Origin of the sequence: Paenibacillus sp. HGF5 (genome assembly GCF_000204455.1) — a bacterium.
Taxonomy (GTDB): Bacteria; Bacillota; Bacilli; order Paenibacillales; family Paenibacillaceae; genus Paenibacillus_AQ; species Paenibacillus_AQ lautus_A.
The window spans coordinates 42,228-59,828 of the sequence record NZ_AEXS01000119.1 but is presented as its reverse complement, the minus strand read 5'-3'; the positions used below and the strand labels follow the sequence as shown (position 1 = coordinate 59,828).

The 17,601-nt window shown below is 52.1% G+C and carries 16 protein-coding genes; 13 read left to right on the top strand and 3 right to left on the bottom strand.

The annotated features are described in order from the left end of the window. Positions 1-17 precede the first annotated feature (17 nt). The 11 genes from HMPREF9412_RS18640 to dgoD all read left to right on the top strand — a co-directional run bounded on the left by HMPREF9412_RS18640 (position 18) and on the right by dgoD (position 12,548). Positions 18-1,313 (top strand): PTS ascorbate transporter subunit IIC, encoded by a 1,296-nt coding sequence (locus HMPREF9412_RS18640; protein WP_009593268.1) that lies wholly within the window; start codon positions 18-20, stop codon positions 1,311-1,313. Between the two features lie 141 nt (positions 1,314-1,454). Beyond that, the gene (locus tag HMPREF9412_RS18635) at positions 1,455-2,447 is read left to right on the top strand and encodes a phosphotriesterase family protein (RefSeq protein WP_009593218.1); all 993 of its coding nucleotides are present in this window, start codon (positions 1,455-1,457) and stop codon (positions 2,445-2,447) included. A gap of 15 nt (positions 2,448-2,462) precedes the next feature. Then, positions 2,463-3,191, top strand: coding sequence for a creatininase family protein (locus HMPREF9412_RS18630; protein WP_009593215.1), 729 nt, complete (start codon positions 2,463-2,465; stop codon positions 3,189-3,191). A gap of 67 nt (positions 3,192-3,258) precedes the next feature. Then, the gene (locus HMPREF9412_RS18625; protein ID WP_036672721.1) at positions 3,259-3,993 is read left to right on the top strand and encodes an SIS domain-containing protein; all 735 of its coding nucleotides are present in this window, start codon (positions 3,259-3,261) and stop codon (positions 3,991-3,993) included. A gap of 105 nt (positions 3,994-4,098) precedes the next feature. Then, positions 4,099-4,368 carry an HPr family phosphocarrier protein gene (locus HMPREF9412_RS18620; protein WP_009593276.1) on the top strand — a complete coding sequence of 90 codons (270 nt, stop codon included), beginning with the start codon at positions 4,099-4,101 and terminating at the stop codon, positions 4,366-4,368. Continuing rightward, positions 4,368-6,128: a phosphoenolpyruvate--protein phosphotransferase gene (gene ptsP, locus HMPREF9412_RS18615; RefSeq protein ID WP_009593294.1), complete on the top strand. Its 1,761-nt coding sequence runs from the start codon at positions 4,368-4,370 to the stop codon at positions 6,126-6,128. Before HMPREF9412_RS18620 ends, ptsP begins: the two co-directional genes overlap by 1 nt. Before the next feature lie 273 nt (positions 6,129-6,401). After that, the gene (locus HMPREF9412_RS18610) at positions 6,402-7,235 is read left to right on the top strand and encodes a helix-turn-helix domain-containing protein (RefSeq protein WP_009593239.1); all 834 of its coding nucleotides are present in this window, start codon (positions 6,402-6,404) and stop codon (positions 7,233-7,235) included. A 224-nt stretch (positions 7,236-7,459) separates the two neighbouring features. Continuing rightward, on the top strand, positions 7,460-8,416 hold the full coding sequence (locus HMPREF9412_RS18605) for a glycoside hydrolase family 43 protein (protein ID WP_009593230.1): 957 nt from the start codon (positions 7,460-7,462) through the stop codon (positions 8,414-8,416). A 65-nt stretch (positions 8,417-8,481) separates the two neighbouring features. Next, positions 8,482-10,485: an AbfB domain-containing protein gene (locus tag HMPREF9412_RS18600; RefSeq protein ID WP_009593217.1), complete on the top strand. Its 2,004-nt coding sequence runs from the start codon at positions 8,482-8,484 to the stop codon at positions 10,483-10,485. Between the two features lie 264 nt (positions 10,486-10,749). Further along, on the top strand, positions 10,750-11,385 hold the full coding sequence (locus HMPREF9412_RS18595; RefSeq protein WP_009593273.1) for a bifunctional 4-hydroxy-2-oxoglutarate aldolase/2-dehydro-3-deoxy-phosphogluconate aldolase: 636 nt from the start codon (positions 10,750-10,752) through the stop codon (positions 11,383-11,385). 14 nt (positions 11,386-11,399) lie between these two features. Next, entirely contained in the window at positions 11,400-12,548 is a 1,149-nt protein-coding gene (gene dgoD / locus HMPREF9412_RS18590; RefSeq protein WP_009593299.1) for a galactonate dehydratase, read from the top strand. 154 nt (positions 12,549-12,702) lie between these two features. Here the strand turns inward: dgoD and HMPREF9412_RS18585 are convergent, their stop codons facing one another. From HMPREF9412_RS18585 to HMPREF9412_RS18575, 3 genes are all read right to left on the bottom strand, one after another. Then, the gene (locus HMPREF9412_RS18585; protein ID WP_009593246.1) at positions 12,703-13,617 is read right to left on the bottom strand and encodes a nucleoside hydrolase; all 915 of its coding nucleotides are present in this window, start codon (positions 13,615-13,617) and stop codon (positions 12,703-12,705) included. A gap of 79 nt (positions 13,618-13,696) precedes the next feature. Next, positions 13,697-14,620 (bottom strand): S66 peptidase family protein, encoded by a 924-nt coding sequence (locus HMPREF9412_RS18580; protein ID WP_009593206.1) that lies wholly within the window; start codon positions 14,618-14,620, stop codon positions 13,697-13,699. A gap of 161 nt (positions 14,621-14,781) precedes the next feature. Next, the gene (locus HMPREF9412_RS18575; protein WP_009593298.1) at positions 14,782-15,657 is read right to left on the bottom strand and encodes an AraC family transcriptional regulator; all 876 of its coding nucleotides are present in this window, start codon (positions 15,655-15,657) and stop codon (positions 14,782-14,784) included. A 141-nt stretch (positions 15,658-15,798) separates the two neighbouring features. Here HMPREF9412_RS18575 and HMPREF9412_RS18570 point away from each other — a divergent pair, with 141 nt between their 5' ends. Both HMPREF9412_RS18570 and HMPREF9412_RS18565 read left to right on the top strand, forming a co-directional pair. Beyond that, complete coding sequence (locus tag HMPREF9412_RS18570) at positions 15,799-16,659, top strand: amidohydrolase family protein (protein WP_009593267.1); 861 nt, start codon at positions 15,799-15,801, stop codon at positions 16,657-16,659. Continuing rightward, positions 16,646-17,587, top strand: a complete 942-nt coding sequence (locus HMPREF9412_RS18565) for an aldo/keto reductase (RefSeq protein ID WP_009593195.1) — start codon at positions 16,646-16,648, stop codon at positions 17,585-17,587. Before HMPREF9412_RS18570 ends, HMPREF9412_RS18565 begins: the two co-directional genes overlap by 14 nt. Positions 17,588-17,601: the final 14 nt, after the last annotated feature.

Here is a 17,601-nt window from a genome sequence, read left to right as displayed (position 1 = left end):
AGAAAGGAAGAGGGCTTATGGACGTACTTTTTTGGATCGCTACCAACATTTTTGGAACGCCGGCCATTCTGCTCGGGTTTATCGTTCTGATCGGCCTGCTGCTGCAGAAGAAATCAACGAGTCAGCTCGTAAGCGGCACCTTTAAAGCGATCATCGGCTTCCTCATCATCGGCGCAGGCTCTGACGTTATCGTAAAAGCCTTGAACGTATTCGAGCCGATGTGGAAAGAAGTCTTCGGATTGGAAAGCGGATCCCTCGGTGCCTTTATGGGGCAGGAGGCATTCAATTCCAAATTCGGCAGCGCCGTTACGCTTGCCATGCTCATCGGCTTTCTGATCAACGTTCTGCTGGCACGCTTCACCCGGTTTAAATTTATTTATCTGACCGGGCACATGATGTTCTGGACGTCGACCGTTTTTGCGGGCGTCATCGTCCATGCGTCCAGCGGAATTCCGATCTGGAAGCTGGTACTGATGATCGCCGTGGTTCTCGGGGTGTACTGGACGTTCCAGCCGGCGCTGGTTCAGCCGTTCCTGCGTAAAATCACGGGCAACGATAACATTGCGCTTGGACACACGTCGGCTTCGGTTGCGCTATTGGCTGCCTTGTTCGGCAAATTGCTCGGCAACAAAAACAACGATTCCGAGAAAATCAAAGTACCGAAGGGCTTCGAATTTCTTCGCGATTCCAACGTCATCACGGCGCTCAGCATGGGCGTGTTATTCCTGATCGGGGCCATTATTCTCTCGACGAAGGGCACGCCGGCTGCGGCAGAACTGATGAAACAATCGGGTGACCAGAACTTTATCATCTATTCCATTATCCAATCGTTTACGTTCGCAGGCGGAATCGCCATCGTTCTGATGGGGGTCCGGATGTTTGTCGGCGAGCTGGTGCCGGCCTTCAACGGGATTGCTACCAAACTCGTACCAGGCGCCAAACCGGCACTGGATGCGCCAGTCGTATACCCTTACGCACCGAATGCGGTGGTGCTTGGCTTCCTGGGAGCTTTCGGTGGCGCGATTATCTGGCTGCTCGTACTGGGCAACACCGTTTCTTACATCTTCGTGCCGACGATGATCGTTCTATTCTTCCACGGCGCTACGGCAGGGGTGTTCGGGAACTCGACAGGCGGTGTCCGCGGTGCCGTTATCGGCGGCTTCATCACGTCAACCGTAGTCGCTTGGGGTCAGTTCCTGATGGTCCGCTTCTTCATCGCCTCGACGGTGCCGGATACGGCCATGTGGGCAGCCGATTCCGACATGTTCATCATCGGACCGATTCTGCACTTCCTGGCGAAACTGTTCTTTTAGAGGTTAAACAAAAAAGTCGGCTTTGGATCACGAGATAGATCAGAAAGCGGTCTAAGGCGTTGAGAAAAGCCGGCTTTTTTGAACATGCACTTTTGTGAATCGGTCAGGTTCTTATTTTATAGAGAGTGGAGGAGAAACGATATGGGCTTTATCCGTACCTTGCATGGAGATATCAGCAAAGAGGAATTGGGCTTTACGTATTCCCATGAACATATCGTATGCCGTCCGGCCTACTGGCAGGAACGGGGAGTGGACGATTTGCTGCTGGATGATAAAGAGAAGTCCAAGCGCGACGTTCTGGATTTCAAACAACACGGCGGATGCTCCATCGTGGATGCTACAGCCGTCGATTATGGACGGGATGTTCAAGCGGTGCAGGAAATCGCGCTTGAAACCGGCATTCGCATTGTAGGAACGGCGGGCTTCAATAAAAGCTTCCTGTGGGATGCCAAAATCAAAGAGGAGCTGAAGCCGCTGATCGGCGATTATGAGAGTTATGCGCAGTGGATCGAGGCCAAAAGCATCAACGAGCTGGCGGATTTCGTCATCCGGGAGGTGGAAGAAGGGCTGGAGGGCACGCCATTCAAAGCAGGCCAGGTTAAATTCGGGACAGGCTATAACCGCATCACGCCGCTGGAGGAGAAGACGCTGCGCGCTGTAGCCCGCGCTCATCACGAAACAAAAGCCCCCATCCACTCCCATACGGAAGTCGGCACCATGGCGCTGGAGCAAATCGAACTCCTAAAGAGCGAAGGCGTGGATCTATCCTACTTGAGTTTAGGGCATATGGACCGGAACCCCGACCCGTATTACCATGAGCAAATCGCCGCAACCGGAGCCTACATGAGCTTTGACGGTATCGGCAAAATCAAGTATGCGCCGGAAAGCACCCGCATCTCGCTAATTCTGGAGCTTGTCCGTAAAGGCTATGAGGATCAGATTCTCATCAGCGGAGATACCGCCCGTAAAACCTACTACAAGCATTACGATTACGGTCTCGGGCTGGAGTACATTATTTCCAAATGGGTGCCGCGCTTTGTAGATGAGGCGAATCGCAGCGGCTTTGACGGCCGGAAGCTGGTGGAGAAATTTTTCGTAAGCAATCCGGCCAACTGCTTCTCATTCAAAAAGTAAGGGGTGCTTAGCGTCATGAAATTCGAACTCGAGAATTCGGTTGAGGTGGAGGAGAAAATCCGCAAACTCGGCGCGGCCATACTTCCAATCGGGGCCGTTGAAGCGCATGGTCCCCATCTGCCGCTGGGCACGGATAACCTGCTTGCGTCCAGGCTCGCGGACAAATTGGCGGAACGGACGGACAGCTTCGTTCTGCCGACCCTTCCTTATGGTCAAGTGTGGAGTCTGCGCAATTTTCCGGGAAGCATCAACGTGTCGAACGAAGCGCTCATCCGGCTGCTTGCCGATATCGGCGAGAGTATATATCATCAGGGATTCCGCCTATTCATCATGGTCAACGGCCATCTCGGCAATGCGGTAGCGATGAAGGAAGCGGCGAGAATTTTATACGAACGGGTACCCGAATTGAAAGTGTTCTACTTCTTTTATCCAGGCACGAAGGAAATCACGGCGGAAGTACGCGAGGCTTCGGCCGCTCATGGCAGCTACATGCATGCCGATGAAATCGAGACGTCCTACATGCTTTATCTCGCGGGCGAATACGTGGACATGAGCAAGGCGATCGACGGCGCTCCGCAGATCCCGATTGAAGCGGACTTCACGCCTACACCCTGGGAGGAAATGACGGCTTCCGCGGTGCTTGGGGATGCAACGTTGGCAACGAGGGAGAAGGGAGAGCGGATTATCGAGCGAAGCCTGGAAGTCATGGCCGACATGGTACTCCGGGCGAAAAAAGCGATATGAACCCGTTCACTCGACGAAGAAAAACAGAAATCTATACAAATACAGGAACCACGAGGTGAAAGCGATGATGATGGACACCTATTTTGATGTGATTGGCGGGTTGTTTGACAAAGTACGAGCGGAGCAGGCCAAGTCGATCCGTGAAGCGGCGGAAAAGGTGGCGGCCTGTATTCAGCAGGGCGGCATTATTCATCTGTTCGGCTGCGGGCATTCGCATATATTGACCGAGGAAGTCTTCTACCGGGCAGGCGGACTCGTACCGATCCGTCCGATTCTCATAGAGAAGCTGATGCTGCATGAAGGCGCGGTACGTTCGTCCGAGCTGGAAAGACAAAACGATCTTGCCGTCGAATTCATGAGCAACCAGGACATCCGCAAGGGAGAGGTCGTATTCGTCCTGTCCACCTCGGGCCGCAATCCGGTTCCCGTGGATGTCGCTTTGATGGCGAAGGAGAAGGGGGCCTTCACCGTAGGCATTACCTCACTGGAATATTCCAAAAGCATGCCGTCCCGGCACAGCAGCGGCAAGCATCTGGCGGATGCCGCGGATCTGGTGATCGACAATTTCTCGGTCAAGGGCGATGCGGTATTGAGCCATCCCGGCCTTCAGGTCCCCTTTACCCCGAGCTCGACAGTGATCGGAGCCTTGATTTTGAACGCCCTGTTCGCCGAATCCATTGAGATTATGATTGAACAAGGCTTTAACCCCCCTGTATTTCTTAGCGGAAATATCGACGGCTCCGATGAGCACAACCAAGCGCTGGTCGAGGCGTATAAAGGCCGGATAACCTTACTGGCCTGACAAGGGTCGAGCGGATGAACGGCAGGAAACAACAGAGAAACCGCAAATTTACGTTTCAGTAAGTAACAGCCCCGGGCTGGCGGTTACAGGATGAGGAGGAAAGACATGTTCACACAAACGGTAACCATACAGAATGAGCAGGGCTTTCATGTACGTCCGGCTCAGCTATTCTCGGAAAAAGCAGGACAATTTGGAGGAGAGGTTCGTCTGAAGACAAACGAAGGTCGCTCGGCGGATGGCAAGAGCATGCTGGAGCTGATGACGCTTGGCATTGAACAAGGAGCCGTCGTGACCATCGAAGCAAACGGAGACGGTGAACAAGAAGTCGTCGAAGCCCTGATACAGCTCGTCGAAAGCAAGTTTGGTGAAGCCTGATGAATAGGCTGGATATTCAAGGAATCGGCGTATCGGAGGGTATCCGGATTGCAAAGGCCTATATCTACAAATCTTCGGTGGGGGCCAGCGGCGAAAGCAGCCCCGAAGGGAATTATATTCCCGATACCTCGGCAGCGGTCCAAGACGAGCTTCATAAGCTTCGCGAAGCCAAAGCGGGCTGCGCCGAGCAAATGGAGAAGCTGATTGAGAAAGCGAAGGAAGCGGTAGGCGAAGAGCAAGCGGGCATTCTTGCGGGACACCGAAAGCTGCTGGACGATCCGGCTTTCTACCCGAAGATGGAGGCGCGGATCCGGGAAAAATTGGAGACGGCCCCGAGGGCCGTTGCCGAGGTTGTCAACCAAGTCGCCTCCATGTTTGAAGGCATGAGCAATGATTATATGAAGGAGCGCGCAACCGACATCCGCGATATCGGCGGCCGTCTTCTCGCCTGTCTGTCGCCTGGACAATCGCAGGGACTTGCCGGAATCACCGAGCCGGTGATTCTCGTTGCCGACGATTTGACGCCTTCGGATACGGTGCAGCTGGACCCTGCCTTGGTGGTCGGCTTTATCACCCGTACCGGGGGAGCAACCTCGCATACTGCGATTCTCGCGCGGTCGCTCGGCATTGCCGCTGTCGTCGGCGCGGGAGACGGGATTGACGGCATCGAGGACGGCGATCTGCTCGTCCTCGACGGATCAGCCGGGCTGTGCATCGCCCGGCCGGAAGCGGCGGAGGCGGAGCAGCATCAGCTCCGCATGCAGCAGGACCTCGAGCGCAGGCAGTCGCTCGAGGAATACACTGCGCGTCCGGCGGTGACCGCCGACGGTACGCGCGTGGAGCTCGCGGCGAACATCGGCAGCGCCGCGGAAGCCGAGGCCGCCGTCCGGCAGGGCGCGGACGGCGTGGGGCTGTTCCGCACGGAGTTCCTGTTCATGAACGCCACGGCCATGCCGGGCGAGGCGGAGCAGTTCCGTGCGTACCAGGAAGCGGCCCGGCTGATGGAGGGCCGCCCCGTGATCATCCGCACGATGGACATCGGCGGAGATAAGGAGCTTCCGTACCTGCAGCTGCCAAAGGAAACGAATCCCTTCCTGGGCTACCGTGCAATACGGGTAGGGCTTGTCCGCCAGGAGCTGCTTCGCACGCAGCTGCGGGCGGTGCTGCGGGCCAGCGCCTTCGGTGCGGTGAAGGTCATGTTCCCGATGATCTCCGGTTTGCAAGAATGGAGACAGGCGAGATCCATCCTGGCGGAAGTGCAGGGTGAATTGAGGGAGGAGGGCGTACCGTTCGACGAGAAGATGGAAGTCGGCATTATGGTCGAGATTCCCTCCACGGCCGTGTTGGCAGGACTTTTCGCGGACGAAGTCGATTTCTTCAGCATCGGTACGAATGATCTCGTTCAGTACACGGTTGCCGCGGATCGCATGAACGAACACGTAGCGCACCTGTACGATTATTTCCATCCCGCCGTGCTTCAGCTCATCCGGACGGTGATCGATGCTTCCCATAAGGCCGGTAAATGGACCGGCATGTGCGGCAGCATGGCGGGCGACCCATTGGCCGCACCGCTCTTGCTCGGTCTGGGCCTTGACGAATGGAGCATGGAGGCTGGCAGGCTCAGCCCGATCAAGGAAAGGCTCGAAGGATTGGATCGAGCGGAATGCCGCGATCTGGCGGAACGCATTCTTCGTCTGGACACGCCCCAAGCCATTCGTCAGGAGCTGGAGGCATTTTGCAGCGCTAAGATTCCCTGCTGATTCGTCTTCGAGAATTTCATAGCGAAGCGATTTCGTTCGCGGCTCCGCAAGAAGAAAACCCTTGATGATTCATCAAGGGTTTTTAGTATACCGCCGACCCTTCGATTAGCCGCATGGGGTAACCGTTACGCTGGATCTCGTTCAATTATTTATCCATGAATAAGCATTAGAACAACCAGGGGGCCTCGATATTTATTGACCAGGCTCGGAGGACTTCTTAGAATGAATAGAGAAGGACTACGTATTAGAAGCCTCAAAGAAAGAGGATGGAACATGGAAAACAGTGAAAAGAGCTTTGTGATCAGTATGGAGCGCTTTAAGCCTCACACCTTTCAGGCCGAGCAGGGAGAGGGCCTCTTCCAGTCACATGCCCATGAATACGATGAGCTGACGCTGGTATTGGAAGGGGAAGGGTACTACAGCTCTTCTGAACAGAATATCAAGGTAGCTGCCGGCGATCTTATCCTGATACCCGCCCGGCTTCATCACGGCTTCGTTTGTACGAGGCCTTGGCAGGGGATATCCGTTCATTTCTTCCACGATAGGCTTCCGGTCCATTGCCAATACCTCTTTCATGACATAGAGTCCAAACCACATCGGATCCGGAGCGCCCATCTTCACGAAGATGATATGCGGTGGGCGGAAATCAGTTTTTATCAGCTGGAGAAAGAATGGAATTCCAAGAGGCAAGACATCGATGCCTACAACATGATGCGGATTGCCTTTGAGACAACCTTGCTGATATTCCAGCGTAACAGGGAAACGTCGATAAGGGCGGCAGGTACCGATGAGGTCGTATTGGAAGCGGTATTAAAAGAAATTCATAGCAGCTATTATACACAGATTACGGTTAACGAGCTCGCAGCTCGCCATTTTATTTCCGAAAGCAATCTTCGCAGGAAGTTCTCGGAATCCTTCGGCGTCTCGCCAAAGCAGTATATCATCAACCTTCGTTTGATGGAGGCTAAACGGCTGTTGCGACAAACCGATAAGGCGATCGAATCGATCTCCGCCGAGGTGGGCTTTACCTCTTCCAGTCGGTTTTATGAGTTCTTTACTAAATCGAATGGAGCCACACCGCTTGAATGGCGTAAGCAGAATCCATGAATCGAATCGTCTATGAGGACCGTCCGTCAGGGCGGTCCTCTTTTTCGACCGTCGAAAACGATTCGGTATTGCTTTATTTTGCATATATACTAAAGCGTTTTCATAATTGTTTGCCCAGAATTCGTCCCTGATAATTAATGGAAGCAAGAAATAAACCGAAGGGGGTGGACTTCGCTGAAGGCTTTACCTTGACCGGAATGAAGGAATAAAAGGAGAGAGAGAGCATGTCAAATCGCACAACGACGTTTAGCAATCCAATCGTAGCAAACGCAGCCGATCCTTGGGTGCTGAAGCACACGGATGGCTATTATTACTTTATGTCCACGCAGCCGGGTCGCCTGGAACTTACCCGATCCTCCAGCTTGACCGGACTTGCAGAGGGCCGAAGGAAGACCCTATGGTCTCCGAAACCGGGAGGCCCCTACAGCTATAACTTGTGGGCACCGGAAATACACTATCTGAATGACAAATGGTACATCTACTATACGGCTAACGACGGCGGAGGAGACGAATCGCGGGGGTTATGCGTGCTGGAGAACGAACATAGCGATCCGCTCGAAGGCGAATGGGTTTGGAAAGGGGCGATGAAGACTCCCGTTCCGGGCTTGGACGGCACCGTGATGACGGTTCGGGACCGGCTTTATTTTCTATATGCCGGATACGGACATTTTCCCGAATACGGATCTGCTATTTATATTGCGCAAATGGTTAACCCTTGGACATTGACCGGGGAACACAGCTTGCTAACGGCTCCAACGCTTACGTGGGAAAAACAAGGCGGAATGGCCATTAATGAAGGTCCCGTCACGCTGCATAGGAACGGCCGCATTTTTCTGGTTTATTCCGCCAGCACGACCTGGTCCGAGGATTATGCCCTGGGTATGTTGACGATGGATGAAGATGCCGATCCGATGGATCCGGCTTCATGGCAAAAGTCGATGGAGCCTGTATTTCGCAAAAGTATAGAGAACGGAGTCTATGCGACCGGCCACAACAGCTTTACGAGGTCTCCGGATGATCAAGAGGACTGGATCGTCTTCCATGCGCTTCCTTCAGCCGACGCCGATGCGAGCATCCGCTCGACGCGCATACAGAAATTCGGTTGGAAACTTGATGGGACGCCTGATTTCGGGGTTCCTTGGAGCGATGCGCATCATCAGCCCGTACCATCGGGGGAGTGATCAATGAACGCCTTTAAACAGATTTGCATATGAAATGATCCATTATCTATTATGGAGGGATCGAGATGAATACTAGGCTGAAACGTTTTGGGCTGCTTGCAGTCATCGTTATGCTGTTCATGTCAACCTTAGCCGCGCCAACGGCGCAGGCGGCTGCTATCGGAACGGTTGTATATAGTAATCCGGCTGAACCGGAGCCTTATTATGTAAGGGCGGTCAAGCTTGATAATGGAGATATTCTGACCACCTTCACCCCGCGGTTTCCCGGCAACGCAGGATGGAGCGGCATGCAGCCCTTTCCCTTTTACAAGAGCACGGACAACGGGGCAACCTGGTCCTTATTCAGTGAAATTGATCCGAATGATTACGGACTGAACCGGAATCAGCAAGGCATGACAACGCTGTATGTACTGCCTCAGCAGGTTGGGGATTATCCGGCAGGAACCTTATTGTTTGCATCCACGGATTGGGACAACTCCGCACCGTATACGATTCATATCTGGAGAAGCACGGACAACGGCGCCACTTGGCAGTTTCACAGCAACCTGGCTGCAAGGGGAACCGAGGGGACAAAGCGTACATGGGAGCCGGAGTTTGCGATCACGGCCGATGGCCGGTTGATTTGCTATTACTCGGATGAGCGGAAACCGGGGTATAACCAGGCAATCGCGCAGGAGATTTCCAGTGACGGTGGACTGACCTGGGGAAATTACAGCATCATTGTGGGCAATCAGGCAGATTGGAATTGGCGTCCGGGGATGCCGCGGGTCATACAAGCGAAGAACGGAAGCTATTTCATGTTTTTTGAGATGCTGGGGGCAGCCCCTAACTTTGCGGTCCGGTTCAAAACCTCACCTGATGGCATCCATTGGGGAAGCCCGACGGATCTGGGGGAGGTTGTAGGAACAGGAATATATCGCGCATCCCAGACACCGGAGGTTGCTTACATCGATGACGGAACCGCGAATGGCCGCTTTTACGTTCGGGGCATGACGGATGTGGTTTCTTCCGCTAACAAAATGTTTACGAGCGCCGATTACGGAGCGACCTGGACGCAAATGGACGCCCCGCTGACCGTAAAAGGGACTAATCAGAGCACACCGGCTGCCTGGAGCGGAACGCTGCTGCCGCTAGGCCCGTCATTGCTCCTGGAGGTCAATACCGTAAAAGTAGGGAGCCGGAATGAAATCCGCGCCAATGTAGCCCAGGTGGACAAGGAATTCTCCCTTGTTTCCGGGGGGACCTATAAGCTGGTCAATCAGAATAACCAGCTTCTTCTGGATAATGCCGGCGGCGGTTCGCCGGCCGGGACAAACGTCATCCAGTGGAACGATCTCGGGGCAGATACCCAGTGGTGGCGGTTGGATTACAGAAACGGCGGCTTCTTCCGGGCAATGAATGTAAACAACAGCCTGATCCTGGATAATCCCAACGGAGCCACGACACCGGGTACAAACGTGATCATGTGGACGAATAATGAATTGGATACTCAGAGGTGGAAATTTACGCACAAGGGCAACGGATACTACACCAGCATGAACGAGCGCAGCGGATTGATGCTGGACAATGCGGGTGCCGGCGCTCCGGCCGGTACCAAGGTCATTCAATGGACGGCCAATGGTTTGGATACGCAGAATTGGAAAGCGGTGCGGGTGGATGCGGAAATTCCGGTCAATCAGTTCGAGAGCTTTAACATCGCAAACAGTTTTGTTCGTTATCATGACGGCCGAGGGAAGATTGACGGGGGGCAGTACAGCGGTGAATCGCAATGGAGAATGGTTCCTGGACTGGCCGATCCATCCGCCGTCTCCATCGAATCGGTGTCCTTTCCAGGTCAATATCTCAGACATCGCGACGGCAAGATTTGGCTGGAGTCCAATAATGAGTCCTCTCTGTTTAAACAGGATGCGACATGGAAGTTGCGTACCGGCTTTTCAAGTCCATGGGCAGCCTCCTTCGAGTCTTATAACATATCCGGAACATTTATCAGGCACCGGGACGGCATGTTGGAGATCTCGCCGATCACGACTGAATTGGATCAGAAGGACGCCACATTTTACGTGAAGTGATTCATACGTAAGGAATAAGCCTAATATTGTGTGCTTGTTCTTGCAACATAATTAACTAGAGAAGACAGCTGGTCAGGGCGATCGGCTGCCTTCTTTTCTTGCAAATTTTATCATTCTATTATCAGTTCTTTTATCGCGAATACGAAATACGTTTATATAGCAGGAATGAATCCGGCTTTTTTAAGTGGACATGCAGCGGGTCCTGTAGGCCGGGTAGGTACAGAAGATGCCACGCGTTAAATGTAAGGAGGGAGCATAAACTTCATGAATACCATGTCCAGCATTCTAGATAGCAAAATAATAGCGATTATCCGCGGCGCCAATTCAAAAGACGTCTTGAACATGGCAAAGGCGCTGCACGAAGGCGGGGTGAACATGCTAGAAATCACCATGAATTCACCAAACGCATTGTCTGCCATTGAAGAGATAACCGCTGAACTAGGAGATCGAGTGGTGGTGGGGGCGGGTACCGTTCTGGACTCGGAAACTGCGCGAGCCGCTATCTTAGCAGGGGCCAAATTCATTCTGTCTCCTACGGTTGACATAGAAACGATAAAAATGGCAAAACGATACGGAGCAGTAAGCATCCCGGGGGCCTTTACTCCAACTGAAATTCTATCAGCCTATGAAAATGGCGGAGATATTATCAAAGTGTTTCCTGCGACGTTGGGACCAAGCTTCATTAAAGATATACGCGGACCGCTTCCGCAAATTCCGTTGCTACCAACTGGCGGCATAGATTTAAACAATATTCAGGAATTTATGAAAGCGGGCGCTATTGGTTGTGGCATTGGAAGCGCACTCGTGAATACGCAGCTGGAGATAACAGATGAGTATTTCGTGCAATTATCAGAAAAAGCGAGACAATTTGCTTCAGCCGTAAAATCTAACGAGGATTAAGGAGCGTATTCATAATGAAAATTACGGGTTACGAATTATTCCTAGTACCGCCCCGCTGGTTGTTTTTAAAGATGGAGACGGATGAAGGCATTATCGGCTGGGGCGAACCTGTCATTGAAGGAAAGGCGAGAACGGTAGGAACCGCAGTAGAAGAGTTAATGGAGAATTTAATAGGGAAAGACCCATTAAGAATAGAGGACCATTGGAATCTCATGTATCGATCAGGCTTTTATCGGGGCGGCCCCATCTTAATGAGTGCGATTTCGGGCATTGATCAAGCCTTATGGGACATCAAAGGGAAATATTATAACGCGCCCGTCCATCAATTGCTTGGGGGAAAAGCAAGGGAGTCCATCAAGGTCTATTCATGGATTGGGGGAGATCGTCCTTCAGATGTCGGGAAATCGGCGAAAGAAGTGGTCTCCCGAGGATTTACAGCCGTAAAAATGAACGGTACGGAAGAACTTCAATATGTCGATTCCTATGAGAAAATAGACCAGGTCATTGAACGCATTGCAGCTGTCAGGGACGCGGTGGGTCCGTATGTTGGAATCGGCATTGATTTTCACGGTCGCGTGCATAAGCCAATGGCCAAAATCTTAGCCAAAGAGCTGGAGCCTTTTCGCCCGATGTTTATTGAAGAACCGGTTTTGCCCGAAAATAATGAAGCGCTGCGAGACATCGCTAATCATGTAGCCATCCCTATTGCAACCGGTGAACGAATGTTCTCCAAATGGGAGTTTAAACGTATATTGATGGATGGATATGTTGATATTATTCAGCCGGATCTATCCCATGCAGGCGGTATTACGGAATGCAAAAAAATCATCTCCATGGCTGAAGCGTTTGATGTGGCGGCAGCTCCGCATTGTCCATTAGGACCGATTGCGTTGGCTTCTTGCCTTCAAGTCGATGCGACTTGCCACAATGCATTTATTCAAGAACAGAGCCTTGGCATTCATTATAATCAGGGGAGCGATTTACTCGATTACATTGTGGATAATCTTGTGTTCGAGTATGAGAACGGTTACGTGAAAATACCGGAGGGTCCTGGCTTGGGAATTGAAATCAACGAAGATCATGTGCGAAAAATGGCCGATATCGGACACAATTGGAGAAACCCCGTTTGGCGGCATACGGATGGAAGCATCGCGGAGTGGTGATAACCCAAACGGTTGTCAATCCAAATCATCGGTATTTGTATGTGTTTTGCATATAGCTTCCTAAGAGCGCCGGCAGCCCCTTCTATATCAAGTAGAAGGGGCTTTTTTTTGGGGATGTATCCTTTATGAGGGCGTTTTTATAAGTTATCCATGTCTATCGGGCAATCCTCAAGAAAAGATCCCGGAACACCTCGTCACGCCGAATGAAATGAACGGAGCGAATCATGTGCCGGAACGGATCATGCATCCATCGGAAATCCTCGGATATGCGCGGACTGTGAACCAGAGCGCTCGGACACCATTCCGGGTTGTTGAGCCAGGCAATGACGCCAATGTCCCAGATGACCCGGGAATAAGCAAAATGATCGTCGGAACAACTTAAATATGTTTCGAATAAATAATCCCCGATCTCGCCTTGGCCTTTGACGAAGTCCCGCAGTTCGGATAACGAGGTCTGCAAATGAGATGACACGCCGAGGCAAGGAACGAGAATGAGCGGGACGCCGCAGTCCAAGACCAGCCTGGATGCGTGCAAATCCTGAAAAAGGTTAAACTCCTTCGTATCGCTCCAATGCAGGGCATGCCCGCCTAACCATACCAGCACGATCCGTTCGAGGATCCGGGGTTCCATGAGCAGGGCGGATGCAACATTCGTGATGGCACCGATCGCAACGACATACAAGGGATCGGCAGGATCGCTTGCCATGGCCCGCTCAACGAGATTGCGCGCGGCTTCGCTTTCGACCGGCTGGTCGGAAGCAGGAAGGTAACCCGTGGAGCCGCGATAGACAGGGATGTCTTCACGTCCCAGAATGCGGCGGATGTTCCATATTTCCTGGTAGCTTTTTTCCATTCCGTCCGCAGGACCTGAAGATAGCTCATTGAAGAAAGGCGCTGCATATATTGCCTCTACGGTCATGTTATCCGCGGATTTCAGCGCGTAAGCGATCGCAAACGGATCGTCGATTTCATTGAACGCGTCGGTATCCAGCACCAGGCGGATTTTATGTCCCGGATGCTCCAGACGCTGCACCAATTGGCTTGCCGGGATCGTTGGAAAAGTAGTCATCGCCATATCCTCCAATCATGTTTGGGCTAGGCCGCCAGGAGCCGCTCCAGCTGATTCATCTGGGATTAGGAAACGAACATCATACGCTGATCGTGGGTTCGACCACCGTTATGGCATTACGGATGGAATCGAGATTAACGGTTGCACCAATCGGCAGAGCTGCTTTATACATACCATGGCCTGTGGCAAGATTCGTGATCAACGGCTTGCCGAGAGGCACGATGAACTCGTTGATGACATCCTCATAGGCTTTGCCGTAAGCCGTCTGGCAGCCTGTACATTCCCCCATGATGATGCCGATGCAGTCACGAAATTTTCCGGCGAGCTTCAAATCGTTGAAGTATCTGTAGACGGTATTGGTAGGTTCATGCGTTTCTTCAAGAACGATGATTTTCCCCCGTGTATCGATTTCGAAGGGAGTCCCCAGCGTATCAACAAATGACGTTAAATTACCGCCTACAAGCGGCCCCGTAACGTTGCCCGGAATCCGGCCGATCAGGGGCATTCCAGGCGGGTTCAGGATGGGACGCGTTAATGAATACAGGGACGTTGCCGCAAAAAACTGATCGAAATTATAGGCTGGCGTTTCGGGTTTGAAGTCAATAAGCAATAGACTATGGAAGGTAATTAAATCGACCAGTTGATGCAGGGCGTTTAATAGAACCGTGATATCGCTGTAGCCCGTCAAGATTTTCGGGTGATTCCGGATAACCTGATAATCCAGGTACGGGAGGATTCCGGCTACGCCTGTGCCGCCTCTGGTAGGCAGTATCATTTTAACCTGCTCGTTTTGGAACATCATCATTAAATCGGATGCCCGCTGTTCGTCGGTGCCAGCCAGAAACCCGTTTTGCGCATAAACATATTGACCCAATACAATATTGAACCCCATTGCTCTCAAAAATTCGATCCGTGCATCAATGATGCTGGCAGCGAGCGGGCTGCCCAAGGTAACGATTCCAACAGTATCGCCTCTCTGTAGTATTGGCGGACGTATCGGCATATTCCTTCCTCCTACCTTGAAATAGAAGAAGCCTCGTATTCCCGTGTCTCTTTCTAGATTATATTGAATACGCCATCTGCACAGTACTGAAATGAAGCGGGAATAGTGAATCGTTAGTTGGACAAGCGCTGGCCATGATCGCAAGTACTTGTTGGCGTGTCTTAACGATGGGAAGCAGCCTGCTTTCTGTATGCTCCCGGGGTCATACCCGTCAATTTTTTGAAATTGCGATGAAAGTGCGTCAGCGTGGCATACCCGCAGATTTCAGCGATTTGCCCGACAGACTCCTCTTGGTTCCGCAGGAGCTCTTTGGCACGGGCAATCCGTTTAGCATGCATGTAACCCGTCACATGCAACCCGGTGTATTTCTTGAACATGCGGGAGAAATGGGCGGGGTCCACCGCAGCTTGTGCCGACAGAGCAGATAGTCCGATAGGCTGATCCAGGTGTTCGTGAATCCATTGGATGGAATCCATCAGCCAGGCCGGGCCGATCTGGGAGTGGACCGTCTGTTCTGCGGACAGGGTGCTGATATAGCGATTGATGTGCAGCAGCAAGGAGCGCAGTTGAAGCACGAGCGCCTCGCGGAATCCTAGCTGGGCAAGCCGGATCTCTTCCGAGATTCCTTTCAGCATGTCCTCGATATAGGCTTGGTTCGACTTGGGCAATTGATGACGGTAGGACCCTGTTCTTTGGGCATATTCAAAACAGCTGAGAATGGAGTATTGCAAATCGCTTCCGTTCGCACCGAGTACAAGCGAAGGCGCAAAGAATAAAGCACTCGAAACAATGGGCTGGTCCGGGTCAGGGAAAGAGCTGTGAATCGTGTTCCCGGGTATGATGAAAAGGTCGCCTTCATTTTTCTCCATCAGCTTGTTCTCAATAAAAAAAGTGCCTTTTCCCTGGTACACATAAACCAATTCGTAAAGATCATGCAAGTGATGAGGCAGCTCCAATTGGGGGCTTTTTATAGTCCGATAAACCATTTCCATCGGAAACAGGGGGTCCCCATGAAAGGGTTTACGCAGGGGAGTCATGATTTTACCACTCCTTATCCTCTATTAAGGACAACAATATCAAAATAGGTTATAAAAATGCAATCCTTGGCTATTTTTGTGCACAGATTATGAACGTACAATAAAGATAGCGAACACTATACTTAAAAGGCAGGGATGGATATGAGATTGGATGCCCACCAGCATTATTGGCTGATTGAGAGAGGGGACTATGAATGGATCACGCCGGAGGTTCCGGAGCTTTATCGAAACTTCTTGCCCTCCGATCTTAAGCCGCATTTGGATTCGCATCAATTGGACGGCAGCATAACGGTTCAGGCGGCACCGACCTTGGAAGAGACGGACTATCTGTTATCGTTGGCGGATCGCGATGCTACCATTGTCGGAGTGGTAGGATGGATCGACCTGTTCGATCCGGAGCACCGCCGGCATTATGAGCGATTTCGGAAACATCCGAAATTTATCGGCTTTCGCCTCATGATTCAGGATATGCCGGACGCCAACGTCATCTTGGAGCCGTCATTCATCCAAGCATTGAACGAATATGCCAAGGAAGACGTTCCGATCGATCTTCTTGTTCGGAGTCATCAGCTGGAGCCGCTGCTGAAGCTGATTGAGCAGGTCCCCGGCATCCGCGGCGTCATCGATCATCTGGGCAAGCCGCCGATCCGAAGCGGACAGATGGAGCCTTGGGAGAGCTTGATGAAGCGAATCGCCCGTTTTCCGCGCATCTACTGCAAGCTATCCGGTATGGTGACCGAGGCGGAGCATCGCCGGTGGAGCCAGGAAGACTTTAGTGGGTATGTACATAAAGTGGTCGCGATGTTCGGTCCCGATCGGGTCATGTTCGGCAGCGATTGGCCCGTGTGCCTGCTATCGGCGGGATATGACCAAGTGGTAGACGTATTAGCAGAAGCGCTGCCGAAGCATTGGGGAGAACAGGAACATGCGCGTTTGTTCGGTCTGAACGCCAAGGCGTTCTATAAGTTGGATAAGGGTGGTGTTCATCATGAAATACCGTAAGTTAGGCCGAACCGGTCTGGATGTTTCGATATTAGGCTTCGGAGCGTCTTCCTTAGGCTCCGTCTTTCGGGAAACCGACGACAGCGAGGGAATCCGTACCGTGCACGCAGCCATGGATGCGGGCATCAATTTGATCGATGTATCCCCTTATTACGGATTGACGAAGGCGGAAACCGTGCTGGGCGAAGCGATCCGACAATTACCCCGGGACCAATTCATCCTGTCTACGAAAGCAGGCCGCTATGGCGAGAATGATTTTGATTTCACGTCCAAGCGGATTATCGCCAGTATCGATGAGAGCTTGAAGCGACTCCAAACCGATTACGTGGATATTCTCTTTTTGCATGATATTGAGTTCGTTCCCGCATCCGTTGTAATGGAGGAGGCCCTTCCTGCACTCCAGCTTTTGAAGGAAAAGGGAAAAATCCGTTTTGGAGGGATTTGCGGTCTGCCTCTGCAGCTGTTCGAAAAATTGCTGCCCCAAATCGAAGTCGATGCCATCATTTCTTACTGCCATTATTCTTTGAACGATCAGACGCTTACCGGTTTGCTGCCGCTGCTTGACAAGGAAGGAATTGGGCTTATTAACGCCTCTCCCTTATCCATGGGCCTTCTCGGTTCCCGAGGAGCACCGTCTTGGCATCCGGCTTCAACGGAAATCAGGGAAGCCTGCAGACGTGCGGCCGAGTATTGCGCTAAAGCCGGAACGGATATCGCGAAGCTAGCCGTGCAATTCTCGACTTCGAATGAACAGATCCCGACGACACTGGTCAGTACGGCCAATCCCGACAATATACAACGTAATGCTGCTTGGAGCGAAGAGCCGCTGGATCAGACCCTCTTGGCGGAAGTATTGAAGATATTGGAGCCCGTACAAGGACGGACTTGGATAAGTGGACGCCAGGAATACAATGAAGGCATCCGATGATGAAGAGGAGGCAG